Annotated in this window: 23 protein-coding genes, 1 tRNA gene and 1 riboswitch; of the genes, 14 read left to right on the top strand and 10 right to left on the bottom strand. The window is 64.2% G+C overall.

Annotated elements, in window-relative coordinates; translation table 11 throughout:
• Positions 1-515: 515 nt before the first annotated feature.
• Positions 516-3,254 carry a phosphoenolpyruvate carboxylase gene (ppc, locus tag HBF24_RS04080; protein WP_167169357.1) on the bottom strand — a complete coding sequence of 913 codons (2,739 nt, stop codon included), beginning with the start codon at positions 3,252-3,254 and terminating at the stop codon, positions 516-518.
• Positions 3,255-3,401: 147 nt separating this feature from the next.
• A riboswitch (S-adenosyl-L-homocysteine riboswitch) is annotated at positions 3,402-3,500 on the top strand.
• A 16-nt stretch (positions 3,501-3,516) separates the two neighbouring features.
• On the opposite strand from ppc, the gene ahcY reads away from it, so the two are divergent.
• Positions 3,517-4,944, top strand: coding sequence for an adenosylhomocysteinase (gene ahcY, locus HBF24_RS04075; RefSeq protein ID WP_167169355.1), 1,428 nt, complete (start codon positions 3,517-3,519; stop codon positions 4,942-4,944).
• A 93-nt stretch (positions 4,945-5,037) separates the two neighbouring features.
• Here ahcY and HBF24_RS04070 read toward each other — a convergent pair whose 3' ends face one another.
• Complete coding sequence (locus tag HBF24_RS04070) at positions 5,038-6,030, bottom strand: alpha/beta hydrolase (RefSeq protein WP_167169352.1); 993 nt, start codon at positions 6,028-6,030, stop codon at positions 5,038-5,040.
• A 187-nt stretch (positions 6,031-6,217) separates the two neighbouring features.
• On the opposite strand from HBF24_RS04070, the gene HBF24_RS04065 reads away from it, so the two are divergent.
• Positions 6,218-6,757, top strand: coding sequence for a DUF2058 domain-containing protein (locus tag HBF24_RS04065; RefSeq protein WP_167169349.1), 540 nt, complete (start codon positions 6,218-6,220; stop codon positions 6,755-6,757).
• 2 nt (positions 6,758-6,759) lie between these two features.
• Positions 6,760-7,239, top strand: a complete 480-nt coding sequence (locus tag HBF24_RS04060; protein WP_167169346.1) for a GNAT family N-acetyltransferase — start codon at positions 6,760-6,762, stop codon at positions 7,237-7,239.
• A 10-nt stretch (positions 7,240-7,249) separates the two neighbouring features.
• Here HBF24_RS04060 and HBF24_RS04055 read toward each other — a convergent pair whose 3' ends face one another.
• Together HBF24_RS04055 and HBF24_RS04050 are read right to left on the bottom strand one after the other, a co-directional pair.
• On the bottom strand, positions 7,250-7,699 hold the full coding sequence (locus HBF24_RS04055) for a GNAT family N-acetyltransferase (RefSeq protein WP_167169343.1): 450 nt from the start codon (positions 7,697-7,699) through the stop codon (positions 7,250-7,252).
• Entirely contained in the window at positions 7,696-8,340 is a 645-nt protein-coding gene (locus HBF24_RS04050; protein ID WP_167169340.1) for a hypothetical protein, read from the bottom strand. Before HBF24_RS04050 ends, HBF24_RS04055 begins: the two co-directional genes overlap by 4 nt.
• A 113-nt stretch (positions 8,341-8,453) precedes the next feature.
• On the opposite strand from HBF24_RS04050, the gene HBF24_RS04045 reads away from it, so the two are divergent.
• The 8 genes from HBF24_RS04045 (at position 8,454) to HBF24_RS17455 (ending at position 15,458) form a co-directional block, all read left to right on the top strand.
• Positions 8,454-9,008 (top strand): RNA polymerase sigma factor, encoded by a 555-nt coding sequence (locus tag HBF24_RS04045; protein WP_167169337.1) that lies wholly within the window; start codon positions 8,454-8,456, stop codon positions 9,006-9,008.
• Positions 8,998-9,783, top strand: coding sequence for a hypothetical protein (locus HBF24_RS04040; protein WP_167169334.1), 786 nt, complete (start codon positions 8,998-9,000; stop codon positions 9,781-9,783). The genes HBF24_RS04045 and HBF24_RS04040 overlap by 11 nt, the downstream gene beginning before the upstream one ends.
• Before the next feature lie 134 nt (positions 9,784-9,917).
• The gene (gene metF, locus HBF24_RS04035; protein WP_167169331.1) at positions 9,918-10,742 is read left to right on the top strand and encodes a methylenetetrahydrofolate reductase [NAD(P)H]; all 825 of its coding nucleotides are present in this window, start codon (positions 9,918-9,920) and stop codon (positions 10,740-10,742) included.
• Positions 10,743-10,788: 46 nt separating this feature from the next.
• Positions 10,789-11,367, top strand: a complete 579-nt coding sequence (locus tag HBF24_RS04030) for a DUF4124 domain-containing protein (RefSeq protein ID WP_167169328.1) — start codon at positions 10,789-10,791, stop codon at positions 11,365-11,367.
• 94 nt (positions 11,368-11,461) lie between these two features.
• Positions 11,462-12,379, top strand: coding sequence for a branched-chain amino acid transaminase (locus HBF24_RS04025; RefSeq protein ID WP_167169325.1), 918 nt, complete (start codon positions 11,462-11,464; stop codon positions 12,377-12,379).
• A gap of 112 nt (positions 12,380-12,491) precedes the next feature.
• Complete coding sequence (locus HBF24_RS04020) at positions 12,492-13,361, top strand: SAM-dependent methyltransferase (RefSeq protein ID WP_167169322.1); 870 nt, start codon at positions 12,492-12,494, stop codon at positions 13,359-13,361.
• Positions 13,354-13,626, top strand: coding sequence for a hypothetical protein (locus tag HBF24_RS04015; protein ID WP_167169320.1), 273 nt, complete (start codon positions 13,354-13,356; stop codon positions 13,624-13,626). Before HBF24_RS04020 ends, HBF24_RS04015 begins: the two co-directional genes overlap by 8 nt.
• Before the next feature lie 35 nt (positions 13,627-13,661).
• On the top strand, positions 13,662-15,458 hold the full coding sequence (locus HBF24_RS17455) for a GGDEF domain-containing protein (RefSeq protein WP_167169317.1): 1,797 nt from the start codon (positions 13,662-13,664) through the stop codon (positions 15,456-15,458).
• Between the two features lie 22 nt (positions 15,459-15,480).
• On the opposite strand, the gene HBF24_RS04005 is transcribed toward HBF24_RS17455, so the two are convergent.
• The 5 genes from HBF24_RS04005 to HBF24_RS03985 form a co-directional block, all read right to left on the bottom strand.
• Positions 15,481-16,644 carry a PatB family C-S lyase gene (locus HBF24_RS04005; RefSeq protein ID WP_206064175.1) on the bottom strand — a complete coding sequence of 388 codons (1,164 nt, stop codon included), beginning with the start codon at positions 16,642-16,644 and terminating at the stop codon, positions 15,481-15,483.
• A 78-nt stretch (positions 16,645-16,722) separates the two neighbouring features.
• Positions 16,723-18,015: a HAMP domain-containing sensor histidine kinase gene (locus HBF24_RS04000; protein WP_167169314.1), complete on the bottom strand. Its 1,293-nt coding sequence runs from the start codon at positions 18,013-18,015 to the stop codon at positions 16,723-16,725.
• Positions 17,999-18,685: a response regulator transcription factor gene (locus HBF24_RS03995; protein WP_167169311.1), complete on the bottom strand. Its 687-nt coding sequence runs from the start codon at positions 18,683-18,685 to the stop codon at positions 17,999-18,001. Before HBF24_RS03995 ends, HBF24_RS04000 begins: the two co-directional genes overlap by 17 nt.
• Before the next feature lie 344 nt (positions 18,686-19,029).
• Positions 19,030-19,938 (bottom strand): 30S ribosomal protein S6--L-glutamate ligase, encoded by a 909-nt coding sequence (gene rimK / locus HBF24_RS03990; protein WP_167169308.1) that lies wholly within the window; start codon positions 19,936-19,938, stop codon positions 19,030-19,032.
• Complete coding sequence (locus HBF24_RS03985; RefSeq protein WP_167169305.1) at positions 19,935-20,387, bottom strand: RimK/LysX family protein; 453 nt, start codon at positions 20,385-20,387, stop codon at positions 19,935-19,937. The genes rimK and HBF24_RS03985 overlap by 4 nt, the downstream gene beginning before the upstream one ends.
• Before the next feature lie 360 nt (positions 20,388-20,747).
• On the opposite strand from HBF24_RS03985, the gene HBF24_RS03980 reads away from it, so the two are divergent.
• The gene (locus HBF24_RS03980) at positions 20,748-21,305 is read left to right on the top strand and encodes an NADPH-dependent FMN reductase (RefSeq protein ID WP_167169302.1); all 558 of its coding nucleotides are present in this window, start codon (positions 20,748-20,750) and stop codon (positions 21,303-21,305) included.
• Positions 21,306-21,371: 66 nt separating this feature from the next.
• Here HBF24_RS03980 and HBF24_RS03975 read toward each other — a convergent pair.
• Positions 21,372-21,445, bottom strand: a tRNA-Gly gene (locus tag HBF24_RS03975).
• A gap of 355 nt (positions 21,446-21,800) precedes the next feature.
• Between HBF24_RS03975 and trmB the strand changes: the two genes are divergently transcribed.
• Entirely contained in the window at positions 21,801-22,526 is a 726-nt protein-coding gene (gene trmB / locus HBF24_RS03970) for a tRNA (guanosine(46)-N7)-methyltransferase TrmB (RefSeq protein WP_167169299.1), read from the top strand.
• A 109-nt stretch (positions 22,527-22,635) separates the two neighbouring features.
• Positions 22,636-24,453 (top strand): SLC13 family permease, encoded by a 1,818-nt coding sequence (locus HBF24_RS03965; RefSeq protein WP_167170048.1) that lies wholly within the window; start codon positions 22,636-22,638, stop codon positions 24,451-24,453.
• The last annotated feature ends 6 nt before the right edge of the window (positions 24,454-24,459 follow it).

Genomic DNA, 24,459 nt, shown 5'->3' with positions numbered 1-24,459 from the left:
GGAAGACGGCTCGGCGCCCTGGCGTCGTCTCGTCACCGGGATCGATTCGCCGGCAGGCGGCCGGCGGATTGTCGCACCCTGGCGCAGCGATACGACGCCAGGCACGGTACCCGCGGTCCGCGGCTCTGGCTTTGCGGTAGATAGGGCATTGACGCCGACCTTCAAGACCAGCCATCCAATCCAATTGATGGACGTTTAAGCGTCCATTCACAATTTTTCGCCGCGCACACGGATGTCGCTTCCACGCCTGCCAAGGCATCCGGCCGGCGGACGGCCGATTCGGCGATGGAACGGAATAGGCAGCGGATGGCTCCGGATGAAGCCGCATGGGGCGACGTCCCGGGCGCAAGCGCCGCCGTCGACCGGTGCGCTCCCGTCGAGGGACGCACCGGCACGGCAAAACGGCGGGCACGCATGCGGTCTTCCCGCGACCCAAGGCTGCGAACCGCTGCGGGATCGAAGTATCGCCAGCGCGGTCGACACCGGTGCCACAGCGCCGCGGGTACGCGTGCGGCTCAGCCGGTGTTCTGCAGCCCCTGCGACACGCCGTTGACGCAAGCGACCAGCGCGCGCAACAGCTGGGCATCGTCGCTACCGCCCTGACGCCAGCGCTCAAGCAGGTTCACCTGCAGCACGCTCATCGGATCGATGTACGGGTTGCGCAAGCGGATCGACAGCTCCAGGCGGCGATCATCAGTCAGCAGGCGATCCTGACCCTTCAGGCGCAGCACCCATTTCACGGTGCGCTCGAACTCTTCGCGAATCTTCGGGAAGAAGTGGCCGTGCAGATCACCGGACAGGCGCGAGAAGGTCTCGGCGATATCCAGGTCGACCTTGGCCAGCACCATCTCCACGTCGTTGAGCAGCGTCGCCAAGAACGGCCAGTCGCGGGCCATTTCCGCCAACGCATCTTCGCCGAATTCTTCCGCACCACGCTCCAGCGCGCTGCCCACGCCGTACCAGCCGGGCATGATGGAGCGGCACTGCGTCCAGGAGAACACCCAGGGAATGGCACGCAGATCCTCCACGCCACGCATGGAGCGACGGCGCGACGGGCGCGAGCCCAGCGTCATGTGCTCGATCACGTCGATCGGGGTGGCGGTGCGGAAGTACTGCACGAAGTTCGGATCGGTGACGAAATCGCGATAGGTTTCGCGGCTGTAGGCGGCCAGCTGCGACATGCGCGCACGCCAGTCATCCTCGCGGGTGTCAGGTTCGCGCGGGCGCAGGCTGGCGCGCAGCACCGCGCCCACGGTCTGCTCCAGATGACGCACGCCCAGCGCGCGGATGCCGTAGCGGCGATGAATCACCTCGCCCTGCTCGGTCACACGCAAACGACCGGCGACCGAACCACGCGGCGAGGACATCAGCGCCGGCGTCACACGTGAACCACCGCGGCTGGCCGAACCACCACGGCCGTGGAAGAACACCACTTCGATGCCGGCCTCGCGGGCCACCTTGAGCAGTTCCACCTGAGCGCGCTGCAACCCCCAACGCGCAGCCAGAATGCCACCATCCTTGCCGCTGTCCGAGTAACCCAACATGATGAACTGACGATCACCGCGCTGCTTCAGGTGTGCGCGGTAGACCGGATCCTCCAGCAGCGCGCGCAAGGTGTCCGGGCCATGCGTGAGATCATCCACGGTCTCGAACAGCGGCGCGATATCCAGCGGCACGCGATCGCCTCCCGCGTCGGCAGGCTCGGTCAAACCGCCGTGGCGCGCCAGCGCCAGCACGGCCAGCACGTCGGCCGCCGATTCGGCCATGGAGATGATGTAAAGACCCAGCGCTTCGGCACCGTAACGCTCGCGGCCGGCGGCCATGGCGGTGAATACATCGCGCAGACGCGTGGCGGTTTCGTCCTCGCCGGCGGCCAGCGCCTTGTCGCCCTTGGCGTAATCACGCAGCGTGGCAACCTGCTCGCCGACCTCGCGCTCGGCCCAGCCTTCGTCACCCAGCAGCGCAGCCAGCGCATCGGCATGCACACGTGAATCCTGGCGTACGTCCAGGCGCGCCAGATGGAAGGCGAAACTGCGCACGCGCTGCTGCAAACGCTCGACGGCAAACAGACCGGCATGCTCGCCCTTGTTGGCGCGCAGGCTGGCGGCGATCAGGCCCAGATCCTCGGCGAAGCCGTCAACGCTGGCGTAACCGGTGTCGGCATCGTCCAGCGTGGCCTCCAGGCGCGCCTTCATAAGCGTCAGCAGGCAGCGATACGGCATGTCGCGATGGCGCGGACGAATCTGCGCATCGGCCTCGGGGAACTGTTCGCGGTAATGCGCCAGGCGCTCGCGCAAGGCGGCATCGACGTTGATGCGGTCATCGGTCTGGCTGAGCAGCCGACCCAGGTGAGCGCAGTCGTCGATGTAGCGCTCCAGCACCTGCGCGCGCTGCGCACGCAGCGTCTCGGTGATGGTATCGGCACCGACGTTGGGGTTGCCGTCCATGTCGCCGCCCACCCACGAGGCAAAGCGCAGCACGCGCGGCAGCGGCTGCTCGATGCCGTAAACGCGCTTGAGCTCGTGCTGGAAGCTTTCATAGAACGCCGGCAGCACTCGGTAGATGGGATCGGACAGGTAGAAGGTGACGTGCTCGAACTCGTCCTGCACCGAGGGCTTCACGCGCGAGGCCTCGGCGGTCTGCCAGCTGGCGGTCATGGCCATGCGCATGCGCGCCAAGTCCACGGCGCGCTCGGCCGGCGGCAGGCTGGCATCGAAATCGGCGACCAGCGCACGCACGATCTCCTGCTCCTTTTCCAGCAGCGAGCGGCGCACGGCCTCGGTGGGGTGGGCGGTAAACACCGGCTCCACATCCAGCCGGTCGATCCACTGCAGCAACTCGTCGGCCGACACGCCCTGGGCCTTGAGCTTTTCCAGCACATCGGCCAGCGATTCGGGCTGCGAGGGTGCGTCGGCGTCGCGCTGATAGTCGCGGCGACGGCGAATACGATGCACGCGCTCGGCAATGTTCACGGCATGGAAGTAGGCGGCGAAGGCGCGCGCCAGCGACTCGCTTTCGGCCACATCCAGGCCGCTCAGCTTGCCGGCCAGGGTCTGCACGTCATTGCCAGCCTCGCGTCGGCTGATGGCCGCTGTGCGCACATTTTCCACGCGTTCCAGGAAGGGCTCGCCACCCTGCTCTGCCAGCATCCGGCCCACCTGGGCGCCCAGACGTCTGACGTCATCACGCAGCGGGCCGTCGTGGGGCAGAAACTCGATGTTGCGCAGCTCGTCGGAATCGGTTCGCGTGGTCATGTTTCCTCCAGTTCGGTTAGCCCTCCACTATACGCGCCGAATGTGAACGCACCGGCCACACGCTTATGGCATGTGCGCATTTACGCCGTTTCCACGCGGTTGACATCGTTTTATCCGGACACAGCGATATAATGACCGTCTCAATGCCGCCGAGGGGCGTTGCAACTGGGCTGGGAAGCGCTTGGAAGAGCGCGTTTTCGGCCTCGGTCAGGCTCGGCGAACCACCCGCAACGGCGCCCTAGACAACGGAGCCAAGCAAACCATGAATGCCGTGATGAAAGACTCCACGCACGACTACAACGTCCGCGATATTGGTCTGGCCGACGCCGGCCGCAAGCGCATCACCATGGCCGAGCAGGAAATGCCAGGCCTGATGGCAATCCGCGCCAAATATGCCGGTGACAAGCCGCTGAAGGATGTGCGCCTGTCGGGCTCACTGCACATGACCAAGGAAACGGCGGTGCTGATCGAGACCCTGGTCGACCTGGGCGCCTCGGTGCGCTGGGCCTCGTGCAACATCTTCTCCACGCAGGATGACTGCGCCGCGGCCATCGCCGCCAGCGGCGTGCCGGTGTTCGCCTGGAAGGGCGAGACGCTGGAAGAATACTGGCAGTGCACGCTGGACATGCTGACCCATCCGGGCCAGAAGGGTCCGCAGCTGATCGTCGACGACGGCGGCGACGCCACGCTGCTGATCCACAACGGCGTGGAAATGGAAAATGGTTCGGACTGGGTCGACCAGCCCGGCACCAGCACCGAAGAGCAGGTCATCAAGAACCTGCTGAAGAAGACCCGCGACGAGCGCCCGGGCTTCTGGAAGACTGTCGCCGCTGACTGGGTGGGCGTCTCCGAAGAGACCACCACCGGCGTGCATCGCCTGTACCAGCTGGCCGAACAGGGCAAGCTGCTGGTGCCGGCCATCAACGTCAACGACTCGGTCACCAAGAGCAAGTTCGACAACCTTTACGGCTGCCGCGAATCGCTGGCCGACGGCATCAAGCGCGCCACCGACCTGATGGTGGCCGGCAAGGTCGCCGTGGTCTGCGGCTACGGCGATGTCGGCAAGGGCTGTGCGCATTCGCTGAAGGGCTTCGGCGCGCGCGTCATCGTCACCGAGATCGACCCGATCAACGCGCTGCAGGCGGCGATGGAAGGCTTCGAGGTCACCACCGTCGAGGACACCCTTGGCGAGGCTGACATCTACGTCACCACCACCGGCAATCGCGACATCATCACCTTCGAACACATGAAGGGCATGAAGAACCACGCCCTGGTCTGCAACATCGGCCACTTCGACAACGAGATCCAGGTCGAGAAGCTGCAGCAGGCCGATGGCATCAAGCGCGAGAACATCAAGCCGCAGGTCGATTACTACACCTTCCCGGATGGCCACGGCATCTACCTGCTGGCCGACGGTCGCCTGGTGAACCTGGGCTGCGCGCACGGCCACCCGGCGTTCGTGATGTCCAACAGCTTCTCCAACCAGACGCTGGCGCAGATCGACCTTTGGGCCAACAAGGACAGCTACCAGAACACCGTCTACCGCCTGCCCAAGCAGCTGGACGAAGAAGTGGCGCGCCTGCACCTGGAGCAGATCGGCGTGAAGCTGACGCGTCTGACCAAGGAGCAGGCCGACTACATCGGCGTGCCGGTGGACGGCCCGTACAAGCCCGAGCACTACCGCTACTGATCGCCTCCGGTACCTGGCACCGGTATCGGTCAACAAAAAAGCGCGGCCTTTGCGGTCGCGCTTTTTTTTATGATCGGACCGGCCACCTGACGCTTACTGGATCGGACTGTGTTCGACACCAAGTCCCGGGTATGTCATCAGGCCCATGCCGGCCATCCAGCGCGCCAGCAGATCGGGCCACACGGCCAGCAGCTTGTCCTTGCTGCCCAGCCCCGAGCCATGCCCGCCGACACGAAACACATGAAGCTCCGCCGGCACATGGTGGCGATGCAGTGCCAGGTAGTACTCAATGCTGTTGGTGGGCGGCACCAGCGTGTCGGCATCGGTCACATAGATGAAAGCCGGCGGCGTGTCCGACGTGACCTGGGTTTCGTTGGAAAGCTTGTTCACCAAGGCCTGCGACGGGTGCTTGCCCAGCAGGTTCTGGCGCGATCCCATGTGCGTGAAGGACTTTTTCATGGTGATCACCGGATAACCCAGAATGGTGAAATCCGGTCGCGCCGATACGCGGGCGATGGCGTCATGGCCAATGGCCGTGCTGTCGGCGTAATGCGTGGATACGGTGGACGCCAGATGGCCGCCGGCCGAGAACCCCATGATGCCGATGTGCCTGGGATCGATGCCGTAGTCGGCGGCGTGATAACGCACCCAGCGCATCGCGCGGCGGCCATCGTCGGTCGGTTGCGGGTAGTGATGTTTCGGCCCGAAGCGATACTGCAGTATGAACACCGCCACGCCGTGCGCGTTGAACCAGCGCGCCACCTGCGTGCCCTCCCAGTCGAACGCCAGAAAGCCGTAACCGCCACCCGGGCACACCACCACCGCCGTGTGCGTCGGGTTGGACTTGGGCAGGTGGATGGTCAGGTTCGGCAAGCTGGCTTGGGTAGCCTGCGGATCGGCTTTCGAGGCCGGCGTCTGGCTGTTGGTGCCACCGTTTTTCTCGGTGACCGCCTGGCGCGTGCCGTCGGGTGGTATTCGGCCGTGCCATAGCTCGACAGTCGCCCCGTCCGGTGGCGCGCTCGCCGCCGTGGCCACCGCCGGCAACGCCAGCATCAGTCCCAGCCAAACACCCCTGATCGCTCGCATGCGTTTCCCCTCGTTACCAACAACCCAATCGTGTGAAGCTTGCCTGGTCCAGAAATCTGACACTGCACACCCGCATTGTCCATGGCGCGAAGACATGTCCGGACACATGGACAGGCCACCACGCATCCACGAAAATCATCACTTTGGCACGTGATGGCGGACTTGAAGCGCCGCCCGGAAAAATCCCATGCGAAACGCCCTGCAGGATCAGCTGCTCAAACAAGGCCTGGCCAAGAAGTCCAAGGTCAACGAAGTGGTGCGCGAGAAAAATCGCCAGCGCAAGCAGAAAGGCAAGCAGGCCGACGCGCCCGCGTCAGACGTGGACGGCGCGCGCCTGCAGGCCGAACGCGCCGAGCGTGACCGCGCTCTGGCCGCCGAGCACAAGGCCAAGGCGCAGGCCAGGGAAGCCCACGCCCAGGCGGTGCACATCATCAACACGCACCAGATTCCCTTGGACGGCGAAGAGCCGTATCGGTTTACCGATGGCAGCGTGATTCGTGATGTGCGCATCACCGCCGACCTGCGCGGTCAGCTGGCGCGCGGCGCGCTGGTGATCTGCCGTCATGGCGAGGGCTACGCGCTGCTGCCGCGCGCGTCGGCCGACAAGGTACGCGAACGCGAGGCCACCCTGATCGTGGTCGATCACGGCGACGCTGATGCCAAGCGCAGCGAGGACGACGATTACTACGACCAGTTCCCGCCGGTGCCCGACGACTTGATGTGGTGAGCATGCAACCGCGGCCCATCGAGTCCGCTGATCATGCGGCCATCCTGTCGCTCAACGCGCGCTTTGTCGCCGTGCTCAGCCCCATGGACGGTGCGCATCTGGCGCACCTGCTGGCACAACCGGGCTGGCACCGCGCTATCGGTCCGGTGGGCGCCCCGCATGCCTTTGTACTGGTGCTGCGCGAAGGCGCCGATTACGCCAGTGCCAACTACCGCTGGTTTGCCGACCGCTACGCGCGTTTTGCCTATATCGACCGTGTCGTGGTGGCGCCCGAGGCGCGCCGCGCCGGCCATGCGGCGGCGCTGTACGCGGGCGCCTTCACCTGGGCGCGGAAAGACGTCAGCGTGATCGGCTGCGAGTACGACATCGCGCCACCCAACCCGGCGTCGGCTGCTTTCCATGCCGCCATGGATTTTGTCGAGGTCGGCCGCCAGCACCTTCCTGGCGGCAAGCAGGTCGCCCTGCAGGCGCGCCAACCTTAAAGTACTGCGACTAAACGGGCAAGCTGCGCGACAGATAGTAGGACGTCTCGCCCACCGGACGCCCTTCCATGGCGTAACGCAAGGCGTAGCCGACCTTGCGATAAAACGTCAGCGCCTGCCAGCTGGTGGTTTCTACATGGGCCAGCGCATAGCCCAGCGACACCGCCCGATCCTCGGCGGCGGCCAGAATGTCGCGCCCCAGCCCCCGACCGCGCTGCGCCTGGTGCACCCACATCAACTCGATGTGCAGCGTGTTCCAGAAACAGCGTGCACGCAGCCCGCCACACACCCGGCCAGCGCCATCGCGCGCCACCACCAGAAAGCGCTGCTCGGCCTCGACCGGCTCCAGGTCGGGCCGGGCCGCACGGTTGAAGCCGACGATGCCGTCGCTGAGTATCTTCGCCTCGGCGGCTGGCCAATCGGTGGTCGTCTCCAGCTGCACGCCAGCCAACGGCTTCAACGCCCTGCTCCTTGCGGTTTCCATGTCAATCGCAGGCGACGATCGCGCAGCTGAACCTGCACACGCCACCAGCGTGCCGGGGCCTGGCGACACAATGCCTTGCCCTGCTCGGCGCGCAACGGCGGCAGATCCAGCGACAACGATGTGCCGTGAAATACCAGCGCCGCACGTGAGGCCGCCAGATGGCCATCCACGCTGCAATGCGCGGGCCGTACCACACCAAAGACGTGTACCGTTCGCCCCTGGTAGTCGTTGGCGAAGCGTTGCAGGTAGTCGGGATAGACATAGAGGTAGCTGGCCACGGACCCCGCCAGGGCCTGCGGCGCTTTCTGCAGGCGCTGCAAGGTGTGCAAGCGCCGGCCCAATGTCTGGCGAAGGCACTCGCTGATGCCACCGGCCGCATCTGCTTGTGCGCACGCCTCGCGCTCGATGCGGAAAAACCGTTCGCCCTCGGCGAAAAGACGCCGCTGTTCACCGCGATAATCACCTCGAAGTACCGCGCTCAAACGGTCGATACGCTGCTGCAAGGCATGCAGGGGTGGCTGCGAGCAAACCACGGCCAGCGCCTCGCTGTGCGGTACGCGGGCGCATGTGCCAGCACTCGACGCCAGCGCCAGCGCCATCGTGGCGACAACCATCATGTGCGCCTCCTTCGTGCACGTTGGCGCCCATTATGCGCACGCCGCGGCGCGGCTTTGTAAGATCAGCGCGCGTGGCACGTCTTTATGGGTGAATTGCAGCCGAGGAATCGCCCGTGTCCATCACCGCCTCACCACCGAACGAGGCCGCCATGTCGCCGCCCAGCCACGCCGAGGTCGCCTCGCTCGCCCGCCAGTACGGGCGCCATGTTTATCTGGCCGCCTATCGCGTGTTGGGTCGTCATGCCAGCGCCGAAGACGTGCAGCAGGATGTATTCGTAAAGCTGCTGCAGTCCCCACCACACCAGGTGAGCTCGTGGCCGGCCTGGCTGGCGACCGCCGCCACCCGTGCCGCGATTGATCGGCTGCGCCGCCAGCAACGCCGCCAGCGCCTGCTGCCGCACTGGGCGCAACACCGTCTGGACAGCGCCGAACCGGAGCCGGACGCCCACACCGAACAGGGCGAACGCGCGCAACGTCTGCGCCAGGCGCTGGCACGGCTGAAACCGGCCGAAGCCGAATGCTTCACGCTGCGTTGCGTGCAAGGGCTGGAGATCGACGCCATCGCCCGCGCCACCGGCATGAGTCGCAATCACGTCAGCGTCACCCTGCACCGCGCCCGACACGCGCTGGAAGCCGCCCTCGCCCCGGAGAACCGCCATGACCACTGATTTTTCCATCGACTCGCTGTCACCGACTCTCGATGCGCACGTGCGCAGCCTGCGTGACGCCACCCCCGACACCCGTCGCGCCGAAGACGCTCAGCGCGCCCTGGAAGATCGGCTGCGCCGCACCCGTGCCCCGCGCCTGCGTCGCGCCGGCTGGATCGGCGCCGCCAGTGCCGCCGTGCTCGCCATCGCCCTGCTGGTCCTGCCGACCTTGCCCGGTGGCGGCCAGAATGCCTTTGCCGCCATCCAGCAACAGCTGCGTGACTTCACCACCGTGCACCTGACGGTCACCCAGCAAAGCGGTGGCATGAACATGCCAACCATCAACGTGTGGGCCGAACGCAATGGCCGCACCCGCACCGATATCAGCGATGCCACCAGCGTCATTGTCGATCCACGCCAGCACCAACTGCTGACCCTGCTGCACGGGCCGCACATGGCCATGCAGGTGACGCTGCCGGCCGGCGGTCAGGATGCCGCCAAACAGGCCGACCCCATGCACTGGCTGAAGGCGCTGGCGCAATTCGATGGCCCGGTGACCGAACTGGACAAGCCGCGTGTCATCGATGGCGTCATCACCCATGGCTGGAAGGCCCAGCAGCACGGGATGGCCATGACGGTGTGGGCCGATGCCCAGCAGATGCCCCGCGCCATCGATGTGCAAGGCCACGGGCTGACCCAGCACCTTCGGGTGCGACTGGATACGGCCATTCCCGCCGGTTATCTGAGCACCAAGGTACCGGACGGCTATACGGCCATGCAGCCCGATCAGGACTGAGATTTCGTCGGCACCAGGGCGCCAGCGCGCGACGCGGCCGCCCTGGTGCTGTGACGGGCTTGCGCGGATATCGGTCGATGGTCCATTATTCTTTTCATCTTGATGGAAAGATAAATACTTTCGGACCCGACACCATGGCCGCCATTTCCCTGGAATTTTTTCCGCCCAAGACCGACGATCAGCGCGGCCAGTTCGAGCGTGCGCTGTCGCGCCTGATTCCGCGCAAGCCCGAGTACGCCAGCGTCACCTTTGGCGCCGGTGGCTCCACGCTCAGCTACACACCGGAAACGGTAAAGGCGCTGATGGCCGCGGGCCTGGATGCGGCGCCGCATCTTTCCTGCATGGGCGGCACGCGCGAGGAAATTGCCGCGCTGCTCGACGACTACCGCGCCATCGGCTGCCACCGCGTGGTCGCGTTGCGCGGTGACCTGCCCTCAGGCATGGCCCGGCCTGGCGACTTCCGCTACGCCGCCGAGCTGGTCGCCTTCATCCGCGACCACGCCGGCGACCACTTCCACATCGAGGTGGGCTGCTACCCAGAAACCCATCCGCAGGCCGACGATCACCTGGCCGATCTGAAGCATTTCAAGGCCAAGATCGACGCTGGCGCCGATGCCGCCATCACGCAGTATTTCTTCAACGCCGATGCCTACTTCCGCTTCGTCGACGATGTGCGGGCATTGGGCGTGGATGTGCCGATCGTGCCGGGCATCATGCCGATCACCAATTTCACCCAGTTGCGCCGCTTCTCGGAGATGTGCGGCGCCGAGATCCCCCGCTGGATCGCCAAACGCATGCAGGCCTATGGTGACGATGCCGAGAGCGTGCGTCAGCTGGGCGCCGAAGTGGTCGGCCAGCTGTGCCGGCGTCTGCTCGAGGGCGGCGCGCCGGGGCTGCACATCTACACGCTCAACCGGGCCAAGGCGACACTGGCAGTGCTCGATCATATCCAGGCCTGAACGCGCGTTCACTTGGCCGCCATGCCAGGCCGGTTAGCCTGTGCCGATGCGTCGCTGGCTTATTCTCATGCTGCTTTTGCCGGGTGCGCCCGTGGCGGCGCAGACGGCCATTCATCGCTGCGTCGCCGCCGACGGCACGCCGGTATTTACCGACCAGCCCTGCGCCAACCTGTCGGCCACACCGGTAGGGTCCGGCCGCGGCGATGCGGCCATGCCCGATCATGCCCCGCCCCATGCCACGTGCCCGGCGGACCTGCCCAGCCTGAAGCAGCGCATCGACCAGGCCTTTGCCCATCACGATGCCAACGCCCTGGCCGGGCTGATGCTGTGGACCAGTTACGGGCGCCGTTCGGCCATCGGTGAAGCCGAGCAACTGCGCGAGCTGGTCAAACAGCCCCTGCTCGGTTTCGGCGACGACATCTCCGGGCCATCCGAGCGTGACGATCCCGCCTTTGCCGGCCTGCCGCCGCTGGCGCCCACGCATGAATACCGCTCCGCACCGACGGCGCCTTCGCCACCGTCTGTCGACGCGCTGGATCTGCACCTGGGCGGGCGCGCGGACCGCCCTGACGTGCGCCGCTACGCTCTGGCCCACCGCGCCGGCTGTGTCTGGCTGCAACCGTAATTCGCCGCGCATCGTGCACTGCACATCGCCGCGGGCCGCCACGCCCGCGTAGAATAGGCCGCTTGTGTCCGACGACTTTTCTAGGAGCGCGCCGATGGCGATGAGCTACCCCGAATGGATCTGGCAGAACGGCCAGATCAAACCCTGGAACGAAGCCACCGTGCACGTGATGGCGCATGCGCTGCATTACGGCTCCTCGGTATTCGAGGGCATCCGCAGCTACAAGACGCCCAACGGCGGCGCCATCTTCCGCCTGACCGATCACCTGAAGCGCCTGTACATGTCGGCCAAGGTGTACGACATCGAGATTCCGTACACGCTGGACGAACTGACCGACGCCTGCCGCGAAACGGTGAAGAAGAACGACCTGGTGCAGGCCTATCTGCGTCCGGTCGCTTTCCGTGGCCTGGGCGGTTTCGGTCTGGCTGCCGAGTGCCCGACCGACGTCGCCGTGGCGGTGTGGCCGATGGGGCCGTACCTGGGTGAGGAAGCCCTGGCCTCGGGCATTGATGCCTGCGTCTCCAGCTGGCAGCGCTTTGCGCCCAACACCATCCCGGCCGGCGCCAAAGCCGGCGGCAACTACCTGTCCGGTCAGCTGATTGCACGCGAAGCTCGCCGCCTGGGCTTTGGCGAGGGCATCGCCCTGGCCAACACCGGCCTGCTCAGCGAGGGTGCCGGCGAAAACCTGTTCCTGGTGTTCGACGGTCAGCTGCACACCAGCCCGGCCAGCGCCTCGATCCTGGCCGGCCTGACCCGTCACAGCCTGATCACCCTGGCCCGCGACAACGGCATCGAAGTGATCGAGCGCGACCTGCCGCGTGAATATCTGTACCTGGCCGACGAAGTACTGATGTGCGGCACCGCCGCCGAGATCACCCCGCTGCGCTCGGTCGATGGCAAGCCGGTCGGCGAAGGCAAGCCTGGCCCGGTCACCAAGCGCCTTCAGGAGCTGTTCTTCGGCTTGTTCGATGGCACCACGGAAGACCGATGGGGCTGGCTGGAGTCGCTCTGAGACACCGGCTAAAGCCGCGGGAAAGGGCGCCACGCGGCGCCCTTTTTCATTCACGTTGGCAACAAGCTGAATCAGCGATGAAGTTTGCTCAAAGCTGGCCTATCATGCGGCCATGAGCACGCTATCGCCCAACCAATACACCGCCCCCCGCGGCCGCATTGCCTGTGTCGGCATGGGCATGACACTGGGATCGCACCTCACCCCGCTGGCGCGCAGCCACATCGAGCAGGCGGACGTGGTCTTCGCTGCCCTGTCCGATCCCCTGGTCGAGGCTTGGCTGGAACAGATGAATGCGAATGTTCGCAGCCTGCAGCCCTATTACGGCAATGGCACCGACAAGCCGCGCATGCAGACCTATCGCGAATGGGCCGACCTCATGATGGATGAGGTTCGTGCGGGCCGCAGCGTGTGCGCTGTGTTCTATGGCCATCCGGGCATATTCGCTTGGACACCCCATGAAGTGATTCGACGGGCGCGTGAGGAAGGCTACGAGGCAGTCATGGAACCGGGTATATCCTCGGAAGACTGCCTTTACGCCGACGTCGGCTTCGATCCGGCCAATGGCTGCCAGCACTACGAGGCTAGCCAAATGGTGTTCTGCAACGTCCCCATCAATTCCGCAGCCTATCTGGTGCTGTGGCAGGCGGGCCTCGTCGGCGACATCAGTTCCAAGCGCTTTACCACCGGACCGGAGTATAGGCAGGTCCTCGTCGATGTGTTGGCCGCTGAGTACCCGCCGCAGCATGAAATCATCATTTACCGCGGTGCCACCCTGCCTATCGAGCAACCCACCATCCGACGTATCGCGCTGCGAGATCTAAGCAAAGTCGATGTACGCCCGGATGAGACCGTGGTCATCCCGCCGGCCAGACAATACACGCCTAATCGTGTCGCACGCGCTCGCCTTAAAGCCCTGGATGCGGCTTGGCAGCAGGAACTATGCACAACCAACGAAAAACCACAGGAAAACCAACATGCGTGAATTGATTGCCGCCTTGGAAACGATTGGTAGCGACGCATCGCTGTGCCGAGGAGCGAAGAAAGGCGCCCTTGAAGCCTTATTGGGGCAACTGCCTCTCGAAAAAGGCGTGAAGCACGCCATGGCCCAAGGTGACCGGGCCTTGCTGATGGCCCAGATCAACAAAGATGGCGACCCGCCTCCGATCACCACAGATTCCAATGTTGGCTGCCCCAATACGCACGGCGACTGGGAAGATGACGAGGACGGTGAAAAGAATAAAACTTAATATCAAGAACCTTCCATAATGAAGGTGCTCCTAAAGTGATCCGACTTATCACCAAGATTCTCTGTACCTTGGCGTGCGCTGGATACAGTCTCTTGGCCTGTGCCTCATCGCCGCCCAACAGCTTTAGTGCTACTACCTCGCTCAATGAGATTTCCCATCTCGTGACAGGGACACATGAGTTCAGGAGTGCAATAAAGAAAATCCAGGAGCATCAAGATCAGCTAGACAATAAACAGAAGCTCCTGCTTCGACTCTACGAAGGTAAACTCGCATCCTTCGACACAAACTATGCGATCGCAGTCCCTGAGCTTCGCGGCGTTATGCGCGACGCGCATGACATTAACATCCGCGAAGATGCAGCTGCAACCTTGACAAGATCGTTGGCCTCGCAAGGCAAATTCTACGAAGCTTTCAATATCGCACAGGAAAGTATCAGGCGGCTTCCGCAGATTACTCAAGACAAGGTCCGATTCCATGTTCTGGAAACACTTTCCCAAATCTTGATTGATGCGTCCGAACCCAAGCTTGCGCTGAAATACATTGACCTGTGGGAGAAAGAACTTCCGGCCAACGCATCCCACTGCCATATTTTTTTCAACAAAATTCTCGCCCAGCAACGCTTGAAAAGCCTCAGCCCCGACAGCGATCTTTTCCAAAAGACAATTACCCAGTGCAAGAAAAGCGGAATCAATGTCCTTGCGAATAACGCGCTAATTCAAAAGGCCAGCCTTTATAATGGCACAGGACAACCAGATCGCGCCATTAAATTGATGACGGACGCGAAGGCCGCCATCATGAAAGGAGGCTATAAGGTGCAAAACATATGGCGCGATTATATTATTGCGTACGCTCTATTTTTGAAGAAAGACTATTCAAGCTCCAAACGCTACGTCAAATACGCCATGAAATCCGCAATAGCGGCAAATGACAGCAGCTCAATGCGCTATGTTTTTTGGCTCTTTTATAAGTTGTCCAAAGCAACCGGCGACACACCTTCAGCACTCGCTTATCTAGAGAAATACAATAGACAGAACGACAAGTATAAGACTGATATCAAGAACACACTCATAGCTTATCAGCGCGTCAAGCTGGATGTTCTTCAAAATCAGATGCGACTTAAATCGCTCGCCAAAAAAAATCAATTACTCACTCTTCAGCAGCAGCTCAATCACAAAAAAACTGAAACTCGTCGACTGCAATTCATATTACTTTCTGTCGTGGTGGGTTTTCTTTGCCTGTGGCTATTTCGGGTCCATCACTCGCAGCGCCGCTTCCGCCATCTGGCGCGGCACGATGGCCTGACCGGACTGATGAATCATCAGCACTTCATGGCCGAATGCGAGCGCGTCTTGAACCGGCTCAAGCGCTCAGGCAGCCATGCCAGCTTGGTGCTGATGGACCTGGATCACTTCAAACAGGTCAACGATCGCCATGGACATGCCACTGGTGATGAAGTGCTGCGCCAGGCCACGGCGCTGTGTCGGCAGATGTTGCGTGGCGAAGACCTGTTTGGCCGTCTGGGTGGTGAGGAATTCGGCATGCTGTTGCCGGGCTGCACCTGCGAGCAGGGTGTGGATATCGCCAACCGTATCCGCCTGGCGCTGGCCGATACGCCGGTGCGCGCTTTCGAGGACCATGCGGAAGTGAGCATTTCGGCTAGTTTCGGTCTGGCCTGCACCGATCAAAGCGGGTATGACATGAACCAGCTATGCAACGACGCCGATACCGCGCTGTATCGGGCCAAATGGGGCGGTCGCAACCGCCTGATTGTCGCCGATGCGCCAGCAGCACACCCCGGAAAGAACGAGCGCACGATGGATGCGGACGCCTGACACGGGCTAGTCCAGACCCGTCTTACTCACCCAATACCCCATCCATGCGCTGCAAAGCTTCGGCCAGTGCCGCGGTCGGCGTGCCGAAGTTGAGGCGGGCGAAACCTTCGCGACCGTAATCGGGCCCCGGCGACAAGGCCACGCGAGCTTGTTTCAACAGCCGGCGGTAGGGATCACCGGCCAGCGCACTTTGGCGAAAATCCAGCCACGCCAGATAGGTGGCCTGTGGTGAAACCAGATGCACGCCCGGCCAATGCGCCACGTGCTGTTCGAGCAAGGCAAGATTGTCGCGTAGCACCTGCAAAAGGGCCTGCCGCCATGGTTCACCGTGGGCATAGGCTGCCTGCGCGGCGGCGATGCCCAGCACGTTGACGTGCGGCAACAGGCCTTCGACCTTGGCCAGAAAGCGCTGACGCAGCGTGCGATCTTCAATCACCGCGCATGCCGTGGACAGCCCGGCCACGTTGAAGGTCTTGGACGGCGCCCAAAGCGTGATCAGACGCTCGGCCAGTTGCGGGCACAGCGCGCCCAGCGGCTGATGCGGCCGCTGCGGATCGAGTACCAGATCGCAGTGCAGCTCGTCGGATACCACGACCAGATCGTGCTTTTGCACCAACTCGGCCAGACCACATAGCTCGTCCGCACGCCACACGCGCCCGGTCGGATTGTGCGGATGGCACCACAGCAGCACCCGCGTATTGGGCTCGATAGCTGCTTCCAGACGCTCCAGGTCAAGCCGCCACTGGCCATCTGAACCACCCGGCTCAGCCAGCTCGAAGGTCTGCAACTGGCGCCCCAGGTGGCCAGGTGTGGCCAGGAAGGGCGGATAGATCGGCCGCGGCGTCAGCACGCCCTCACCCGCCTCGGCAAATGCCAGTGCGGCGATATGCAGGGCCGGCACGGCACCTGGCAGCCAGCATTGCCACTCGGGCTCGATGGCCCAGCCGTAATGCATGCCGCTCCATTCAACCAGCGTGTGCTCAAGTTCGGACCAGCGATTGCCATAGCCGAACACGCCGTGCGCCAACCGCGCCTTGAGCGCCTCGATCACCGCCGGCGGCGAGGCAAAATCCATGTCCGCCACCCACAGCGGGAGGACATCGTCCGGATACCGCTGCCACTTCACCGACGGATGCTGGCGGCGATCGATAAGGGTATGAAAATCAAACGTCACGGCGTCGCTCATCTGGCTTCTGAAACTTGGCCCGCCAAGGCGCGGCAGGGCCATTCAGCACAGCATGACAGGCGTACGTCGGGCAAGGCGTCAGCGTGCCGGCGGAAACTGCAGCACCGCCACGGCGCCCCTCACGTCCTCGCGCGGGGCCAGCGAAATGCCCCAGCCGTACAGATCGCAAAGCCGGCGCACGATGGCCAGACCCAGCCCGGCGCCACTGCCGCCAGCACCATCGCCTCGCACGCCGCGCTGGAACAGCTTCTCGGCCTGCTCGGCATCGATGCCCGGACCGGTGTCCTCGACCACGATGCGGTCATCGAGCACGCACACGGTGACCTCGCCTTCCTGGGTGTACTTCACCGCGTTGCCGATCAGGTTGGTCAGCACCACCGCCAGCACCGAAGCCGGCGCGTCCACTTTCAGCGGGTGCATGACCTTGACGTTGAACTCGATCGGCTTGCCACGCAACTGTGGACGCTGGCTCTCGACCACGTCGGCCGCGCTCTTGGCCGCATCGGTAATTTCGCCGAAGGTTGGGCCACGGCGCTCGGCGCGCGACAGCAACAGCAGCGCCTCGATCATTTCAGTAGCCTGACGCGAAGCGCGCTCGATGCGCTTGAGGCGTTCGCGCAGCTTGTCGGTCAGGTCGGGCGAAGACTGCAACAGCTCGGTGGTGCTTGCGATCACCGCCAGCGGCGTGCGCAGCTCGTGGCTGACGTCGGAATTGAATTCGCGATCACGCTCGACCAGCGCGGTCAGCCGCGCCGCGTACTCATCCAGCGCCACGGCCAGTTCGCCGACCTCGTCATCGGCAAAGTGCGGGGCCAGCGGTTCGGCCTTGCCCTGCTTGCGGAAACCACGCAGGCGTGCCGCCAGGTCGGTCACCGGCCGCATCACGCGCCCGGAAAGCCAGCGGCCAAACATCCAGCTGAGCGCGCTGAACAGCAGCACCGCGCCGATCAGTGCGATCAGCAACTGGCGCTTGCCCAGTTCATCCCGGGTCACGTCGTAGCGGATAAAACCGATGATGCCGTATTTGCGCTGCACCGCCAGCTTGTAGTGGTGCACCTTGCCGTCATCGCCCACTTCGTGGATGTCGTGCACGCCACTTTTCAGATGCTGCCAGGCCAGCGGCATCTTGTAGAGCGTGCGCTCGCTCTTCATCCAGGCCTGCAACAATTCCGAGCTGACCGGGCGATCCGGGTGCGCGTGCACCTTTTCCACCGCCTGGTCGACATCGTTCTGCAGTGCCGAGGTGACAAGCTGGTTTTCCACTTTCGAGCGCACATACATCGCCGAGACGGCGAACAGCACACTTAGAGCAAGACCGAACAGCGCAAACGACAGCGTGACGCGAAAGCGAAGCCTACGTCGGGAGCGCATCAGGATCGACCATGCGGTAACCGATGCCGTGACGAGTATGGATCAGCGGCTTGTCGAACGGCTTGTCGATGGCCGCACGCAGTCCGTGGATATGCACACGCAACGAATCGCTGTCGGGCAGCTCCTCGCCCCACACCTTCTGTTCCAGATCCTGGCGGGTGACCACCGAGGGGCTGGCATCCATCAGCGCCTGCAACAGCTTCAGGCCAATCGGGTTGAGCTGGATCTGCTTGCCGCCACGGCTGACCGTCAACGTATCCAGGTTGTAGGTCAGATCGCCAACCTTCAGCACCCGGCTCTGCGGCCCCTTGCCGCGACGCGCCAGCACTTCCAGGCGCACGCCCAGTTCCTGCAGCGCAAACGGCTTGGTCATGTAGTCGTCAGCACCGGACTCGAAACCGGTGATCTTCTGCTCCAGCGCATCGCGCGCGGTCAACATCAGCACCGGGGTCTGCTTGTGCGCCTCGTGACGCAGCTTGCGCGCCACCTCCAGGCCATCCATTCCCGGCAGCGTCAGGTCGAGCACGACCACGTCGAAATCGTGCACCACCGCCAGGTGCAGGCCGGTCACGCCATCGCCGGCGAAGTCGACCACGTGGCCGCGGTCTTCCAGGTAGTCACCGATATTGGTGGCGATGTCGTTGTTGTCTTCAATCACCAGTACGCGCATGCGGCACCTTTGAACATCCGTTTGTCGGACATGTATCCGTAAGCACCAAGCTTAACGGCAATTGTCGCCGTTGGGTCGTGCCATCAGGGCATGGCGTGGCCACGGTTCATCTGACCGGCCCGCCCGTCGCCCAAGCGGACACAAAAAGGCCCAGGCACCTGCCACACCTTAAGTGGACATCGACCTGGGCCAAAATACTGCCCCGATTACCGCAATTCGCTGGACACCAGACCTGTTGCAGAGGGTGAGCGGATCACAGCGCCTACGAGGCTAGTCGCGCAGGTTTTAAGCGCGCGTTAAGTACGCCGAACGCTTAGGTTAAGACCAAGGTCGAAGTATCGATCTCAGGCCTTTGCGCGCCGTTTTCGCGCTGGCCTCGGCGTCACCCGGGTTTCGCAATGCGCCACGATGGCCCCGGCCAGATCCGCACCCGTGGCCGCCTCGATGCCTTCCAGACCCGGCGAGGCATTGACCTCCAGCAGCAGCGGGCCGCGCGCCGAACGCAGCAGATCGACCCCGGCCACTTCCAGCCCCAGCGCCTGCGCGGCGGTCACCGCCATGGCACATTCGGCCTCGGTCAGCTGCACCGCCTCGGCACGGCCGCCACGATGCAGATTCGCGCGAAACTCACCCGGCGCCGCGCTGCGCTGCATGCCGGCCACGACACGATCGCCGACCACGAAGCAGCGCAAGTCCGAACCCTCCGCCTCGCGGATGAATTCCTGCACCAGAAAGTTGGCGTCCAGACCCGAGAAAGCCTGGATGACGCTGCGCGACGCCGAGCGCTTCTCGGCCAGTACCACGCCCTGGCCCTGCATACCCTCGTTGAGCTTGATCACATGCGGCGGCTCGCCGAGCATGGCCAGCAGGTCGTCGGTATCGTCCGGGTTGTCGCCGAACACCGTCAGCGGCATGGCGATGCCCTTGGCCGCCAGTATCTGCAGGCAGCGCAGCTTGTCGCGTGCCCGCAGGATGGCATCGGACGGATTGGGCACGAACACGCCCATCATCTCGAACTGGCGCAGCACCGCGGTGCCGTAGAAGGTGGTGGCGGTACCCACGCGCGGCACGATGCAGTCGATACCGGTCAGCGCGCGCCCCTTGTAATGCACGCCAAAGTTGTCCGGCGACACACTCATGTAGCAGCGCAGCGGGTCCAGCACGCGCGCGGTGTGGCCGCGCTCACGCGCCGCCTCAATGAGGCGCTGGGTGGAGTAAAGGCGCGGATTGCGCGAAAGCACAGCAAGTTTCATGAAAGCGGAAGCACAGACGGGGCGGCATGGCCGCCGACATAGGATTGCGCCGGATCAACCGCAAAGCGCCCTTCCAGCGCACTGCGGCCCACCAGCATGGGAAAGCGCATGCTTCGACGATCAGCCAGATTCAACTCGATCTCGAAGCTTTCACCAGCCAGTATCACCGCGCTGCGGATGAACCAGCGCACACTGCTATGGCCACCGGCATCGGTGACACGGCGCCGATCGCAGGCTGGCATTTCGCAGCCGTGCATCAATCCGCGCCGGCCGTAGCTGCGTACAGCAAAGCGCAGCCAGTCGTCCCCGTGGCGGCGAAACGTTTCCAGCGACTCGACATGCAGGCTTGAACTGCGCGCGCCGGTATCGAGCTTGGCACGCAGTGCCGGAATGCCCAGGTCCGGCAGAGCCAGCCACTCACGCCAACCCAACAAGATAATGGAGGGCATGGCGCCGGCTCCGTGGCAGGATGAAATTCGGCCGCGATGGTGAGGCCAGATGCCCCTGCGCACAAGTGTTTTTTGCACACTTTCGCGCGCCCCTGCCCATCGCTACTCCGGCCGCGGCATGCGCGCGCCGCAAGCCTTGCGTCATACCCTGCCAGCCATGCTCCGAACCAGTCTCCCGGCTGCCTTCGGCGCGTCCCGTCACGCACTGGGCACACACCGCCCGGGAACGGAGCGAAATCGCACGTGCCGGGCGCCTGGCAGGCTCGACCAGCACCTCAAGGCATGAGCGCCGTTTGTGATCCAGTGGAAAGATGTCGGGCGGCCACGTAGCGTGCCTTGTTCCCGATACAGGATTCATCCATGAATGATGCGCCCCGTCTCCCACTGCTGCTGGGCCTGGCCGGCAGCCTGCGCGAACAAAGTTACTCGGCCAGTGTGCTGACCACACTCGCCCGTGCCATCGAGCGCGAAGGCATCGCCCACGTCGACATCGCCAGTGTCGACCTGCCGCTGTACAACCAGGATCTGGATGTGGAGCCACGCCCCACCGCCGTGGCCACACTGAAACAGGCCATTGATCAAGCCGATGCGCTGCTGATCGTCACGCCTGAATACAACCACGGGCTGCCCGGCGTGCTGAAAAATGCCCTGGATTGGGCTTCGCGACCGATGGGCGCTTCACCGCTGAAGGGCAAGCGCGTGCAAGCGGTGGCCAACTCACCGGCCTTTACCGGCGGCGTGCGCGCCCTGGCGCAGTTGCACGAAACCGTGCTCTCCTGCGGCTGCCACCTCCATGCCGGGCCGCAGGTGGTCATCGGCGGCGTGGCGGAAAAAATCGGCAACGGCCAGCTGAACCACGCACCCAGCGTCGAGTTTGCGGTCAACTCGGTGCGCGCCATGCTGGCGCACGATCACTAGCGACCATCCGGCGACGCATACAAAAACGGCCGGGGCGACAGCCAACCCGGCCGTTTTTCGTTTGTCTGGAGCGGGTGATGGGAATCGAACCCACGTATGCAGCTTGGGAAGCTGCCGTTCTACCATTGAACTACACCCGCGAAGGCTCCGATTTAAGCCGGTTTGCCTCGTGCTGGCAAGCGCCGGCGTCGGTGGTGACAGGTCAACGGGTCATCATCCGCCCTTTGGCGGCTTACCATGGACCAAAGCATCGCCCCGATCACGCAACGGTCCGCTACAATGGCGCCATGCGGATGACACGTGGGGCTGCCGCGCCAGTATCGTGAAGCCGACGCCGCCGTGCCAAGCGGCCGGTCGGCGCGCGGGCACGCCCTGCATGGCCGCTGCCTCGCCTGCCTGTTGTCGCTGGAGTTTGGATGGACCGCCACCGCCTTATCGCCCCTGCCGCCCCGGCCCGCGCCCTGTGCTGCCAGCCGACCTGCGCGGAGCTGTGCCGTGGCTGAGCATCGCGAGGATCCACCGGTGGCCTACGAAGACGGCAAGCCACCGACCCGTCGTCCGGTGCGCAGCTTCGTATTGCGCGAGGGTCGCATCACCCCCGCCCAGCAGCGCGCCTTCGATGCACACTGGCAGCGCTTCGGCCTGGACTACCGGGGCACGCCGCGTGATCTGGACACGGTGTTCGAGCGCAAAGCGCCGCGCGTGCTGGAAATCGGTTTCGGCAATGGCGAGGCCTTGGCCTGGGCCTGCGAGCACGATCCTGAGCGCGACTATATCGGCATCGAGGTGCATCGTCCCGGCGTTGGCCGGCTGATGAACGCCCTGGCCGAACAGCACGCGCAGAACGTGCGCGTGTATCGCCATGACGCGGTGGAAGTGCTGCGCGATGAGATTGCCCCGGGCGCGCTCGATGAAGTGCGCATCTGGTTCCCCGACCCGTGGCCGAAGAAGCGTCACCACAAGCGCCGCATCGTGCAGCCGGCGCTGGCCGAGCTGCTGGCCTCGCGCATGGCGCCGGGCGGCCTGCTACACCTGGCCACCGACTGGGCCGAATACGCCGAACACATGCGAGAGGTGATGGAGGCGGCGCCAGGCTGGCATAACCAGGTGGCGCCCGGCGCCTACGCCGAGCGTCCGGACTGGCGCATCCAGACCCATTTCGAACGTCGCGGCCTGCGCCTGGGCCATGGCGTGTGGGATCTGCTGTATGTGCGCGACTGAACGCGCCTGCCCTGACTTGCTTCTGCCCGCCGCGGGCAGCCCCTCCCCTGCGTACGCCGCCTGTTAACCCATGGACCCCTCTGCCGCCGGCCTGACCCTCACTCCCGACATGATGCTGGTGCTCGCCCTGGTGGCGTTCACCATGATCATGCTGGTGCTGGAGTGGATTCGCGCCGACATGGTGGCGCTGCTGGTGGTGGTGGTGATCGGCCTGACCGGGCTGATTCCGTCGGACCAGGTATTCCAGGGCTTTGCCGGTAACGCGGTGATTGCGATCATCGCGATCATGATCATGGGCGCGGGGCTGGATCGTGCCGGCGCGCTCAGCAAGACCGCCAGTTTCGTCATGCGCGTGGCGCGTGGCGAAGAGAAGAGACTGGGGCCGATCATCAACACGGTCAGCTCCATTTTCAGTGCGATCATCCCCAGTCAGGCGCTGGCGGCGCTGCTGATTCCGCTGTCCAGCCGACTGTCGGCACGCACCGGCGTGCCGTTGGCGCAGCTGCTGCTGCCGATGGCGTTCTGCATTCTTACCGGCACCAACACCACGCTGATCGCCAACTCGCCGCTGATCCTGCTCAACGACCTGATCGCCAGCGCCAACCGCAACCTGCCGCCGGGTGCGCACACGATTCCGAAATTCGGCCTGTTCAGCGTGACACCGGTCGGCGTGACACTGGCTGTGGTCGGCATCGGCTACTTTTATTTCTTCGCCCGTCGCCTGCTGCCCACGCACGAGGTGGAGCGCCAGAAGGTGGTGCCCGGCCGCACCGAGAGCTACTTTGCCGAAACCTACGGCATCGCCGGTGACCCGGCCGAGCTGACGGTCACCGCCGAAAGCCCGCTGGTGGGCATGAGCGTGGGCGAGGTCGAGCAGCTGCACGGCGCGCCGCTGATCCTGGCCATGAAGAACGGCAACGAATCGCGCATGGCGCCGCCCTCGGACCAGATGATCTGGGTCGGCACGGTGCTGGGCGTGCTCGACTCGCGTGAGGCGGTGGCCACCTTCGCCAACAACCAGTTGTGCAAAGTCTCCACGCGCATGAAGCAGCTGGGCGACCTGTTCAACCCGACCCGCGCCGGCATTTCCGAGGCGGTGATTCCGCCCTCCTCGCGCTTCATCAAGGAACGCATCGGCGACCTTCGTCTGCGCAAGCGCTATGGCATCTCGGTGCTGGCGGTCAATCGCGGCGACCAGGTGTTCCGCGAGGATCTGCGCGGCATCACCGTGCGCGCCGGTGACACGCTGGTGCTGCACAGCCATTGGCGCGACCTGACGCTGGCCGAGGAAGATCGCGACCTGGTGGTGGTCACAGACGTACCCAAAGAGGAACAGCGCCCCGGCAAGATCTGGAACGCGCTGGGCTTCTTCCTGGGCGCCATGTGCCTGGCGCTGTTCACCAATCTGGACCTTTCCGTGGCCATGATGAGCGGCGCCATCGGCATGCTGCTGACCGGCGTGCTGAATATGGACGAGGCCTACAAGGCGGTGAACTGGAAGACCATCTTCGTGACCGCCTGCCTGATCCCGCTGGGCTGGTCGATGGACTCGACCGGCGCCGCCGCCTGGCTGGCGCAGGAAGTGCTGCATTTCTCCGATGGTGCCCCGCAGTGGATGCTGCAGGCGGCCATCGCCATTCTGACGTTGATGTTCTCGCAGGTGATGTCCAATGTCGGCGCCACCGTGATGATGGTACCCATCGCCATCAGCGTGGCCGTGGCCACCGGCGGCAACCCGGCTGCCTACGCGCTGATCGTGGCGGTGTCCTCGTCCAATACCTTCTTGATCAGCTCTGGCCATCCGGCGCTGATGATGGTGGCCGGCCCCGGAGGCTACCGTTCGCGCGACTTCATCCGCGTGGGCCTGCCGCTGACCATCCTCATGCTGGTGGTCACCCTGGTCACGGTGAACCTGCTGTACCGCTGAGGCGGG

It is taken from the genome of Oleiagrimonas sp. C23AA, from assembly GCF_011759385.1.
Taxonomy (GTDB): domain Bacteria; phylum Pseudomonadota; class Gammaproteobacteria; order Xanthomonadales; family Rhodanobacteraceae; genus Oleiagrimonas.
This window is presented reverse-complemented; position numbering and strand designations above follow the sequence as displayed.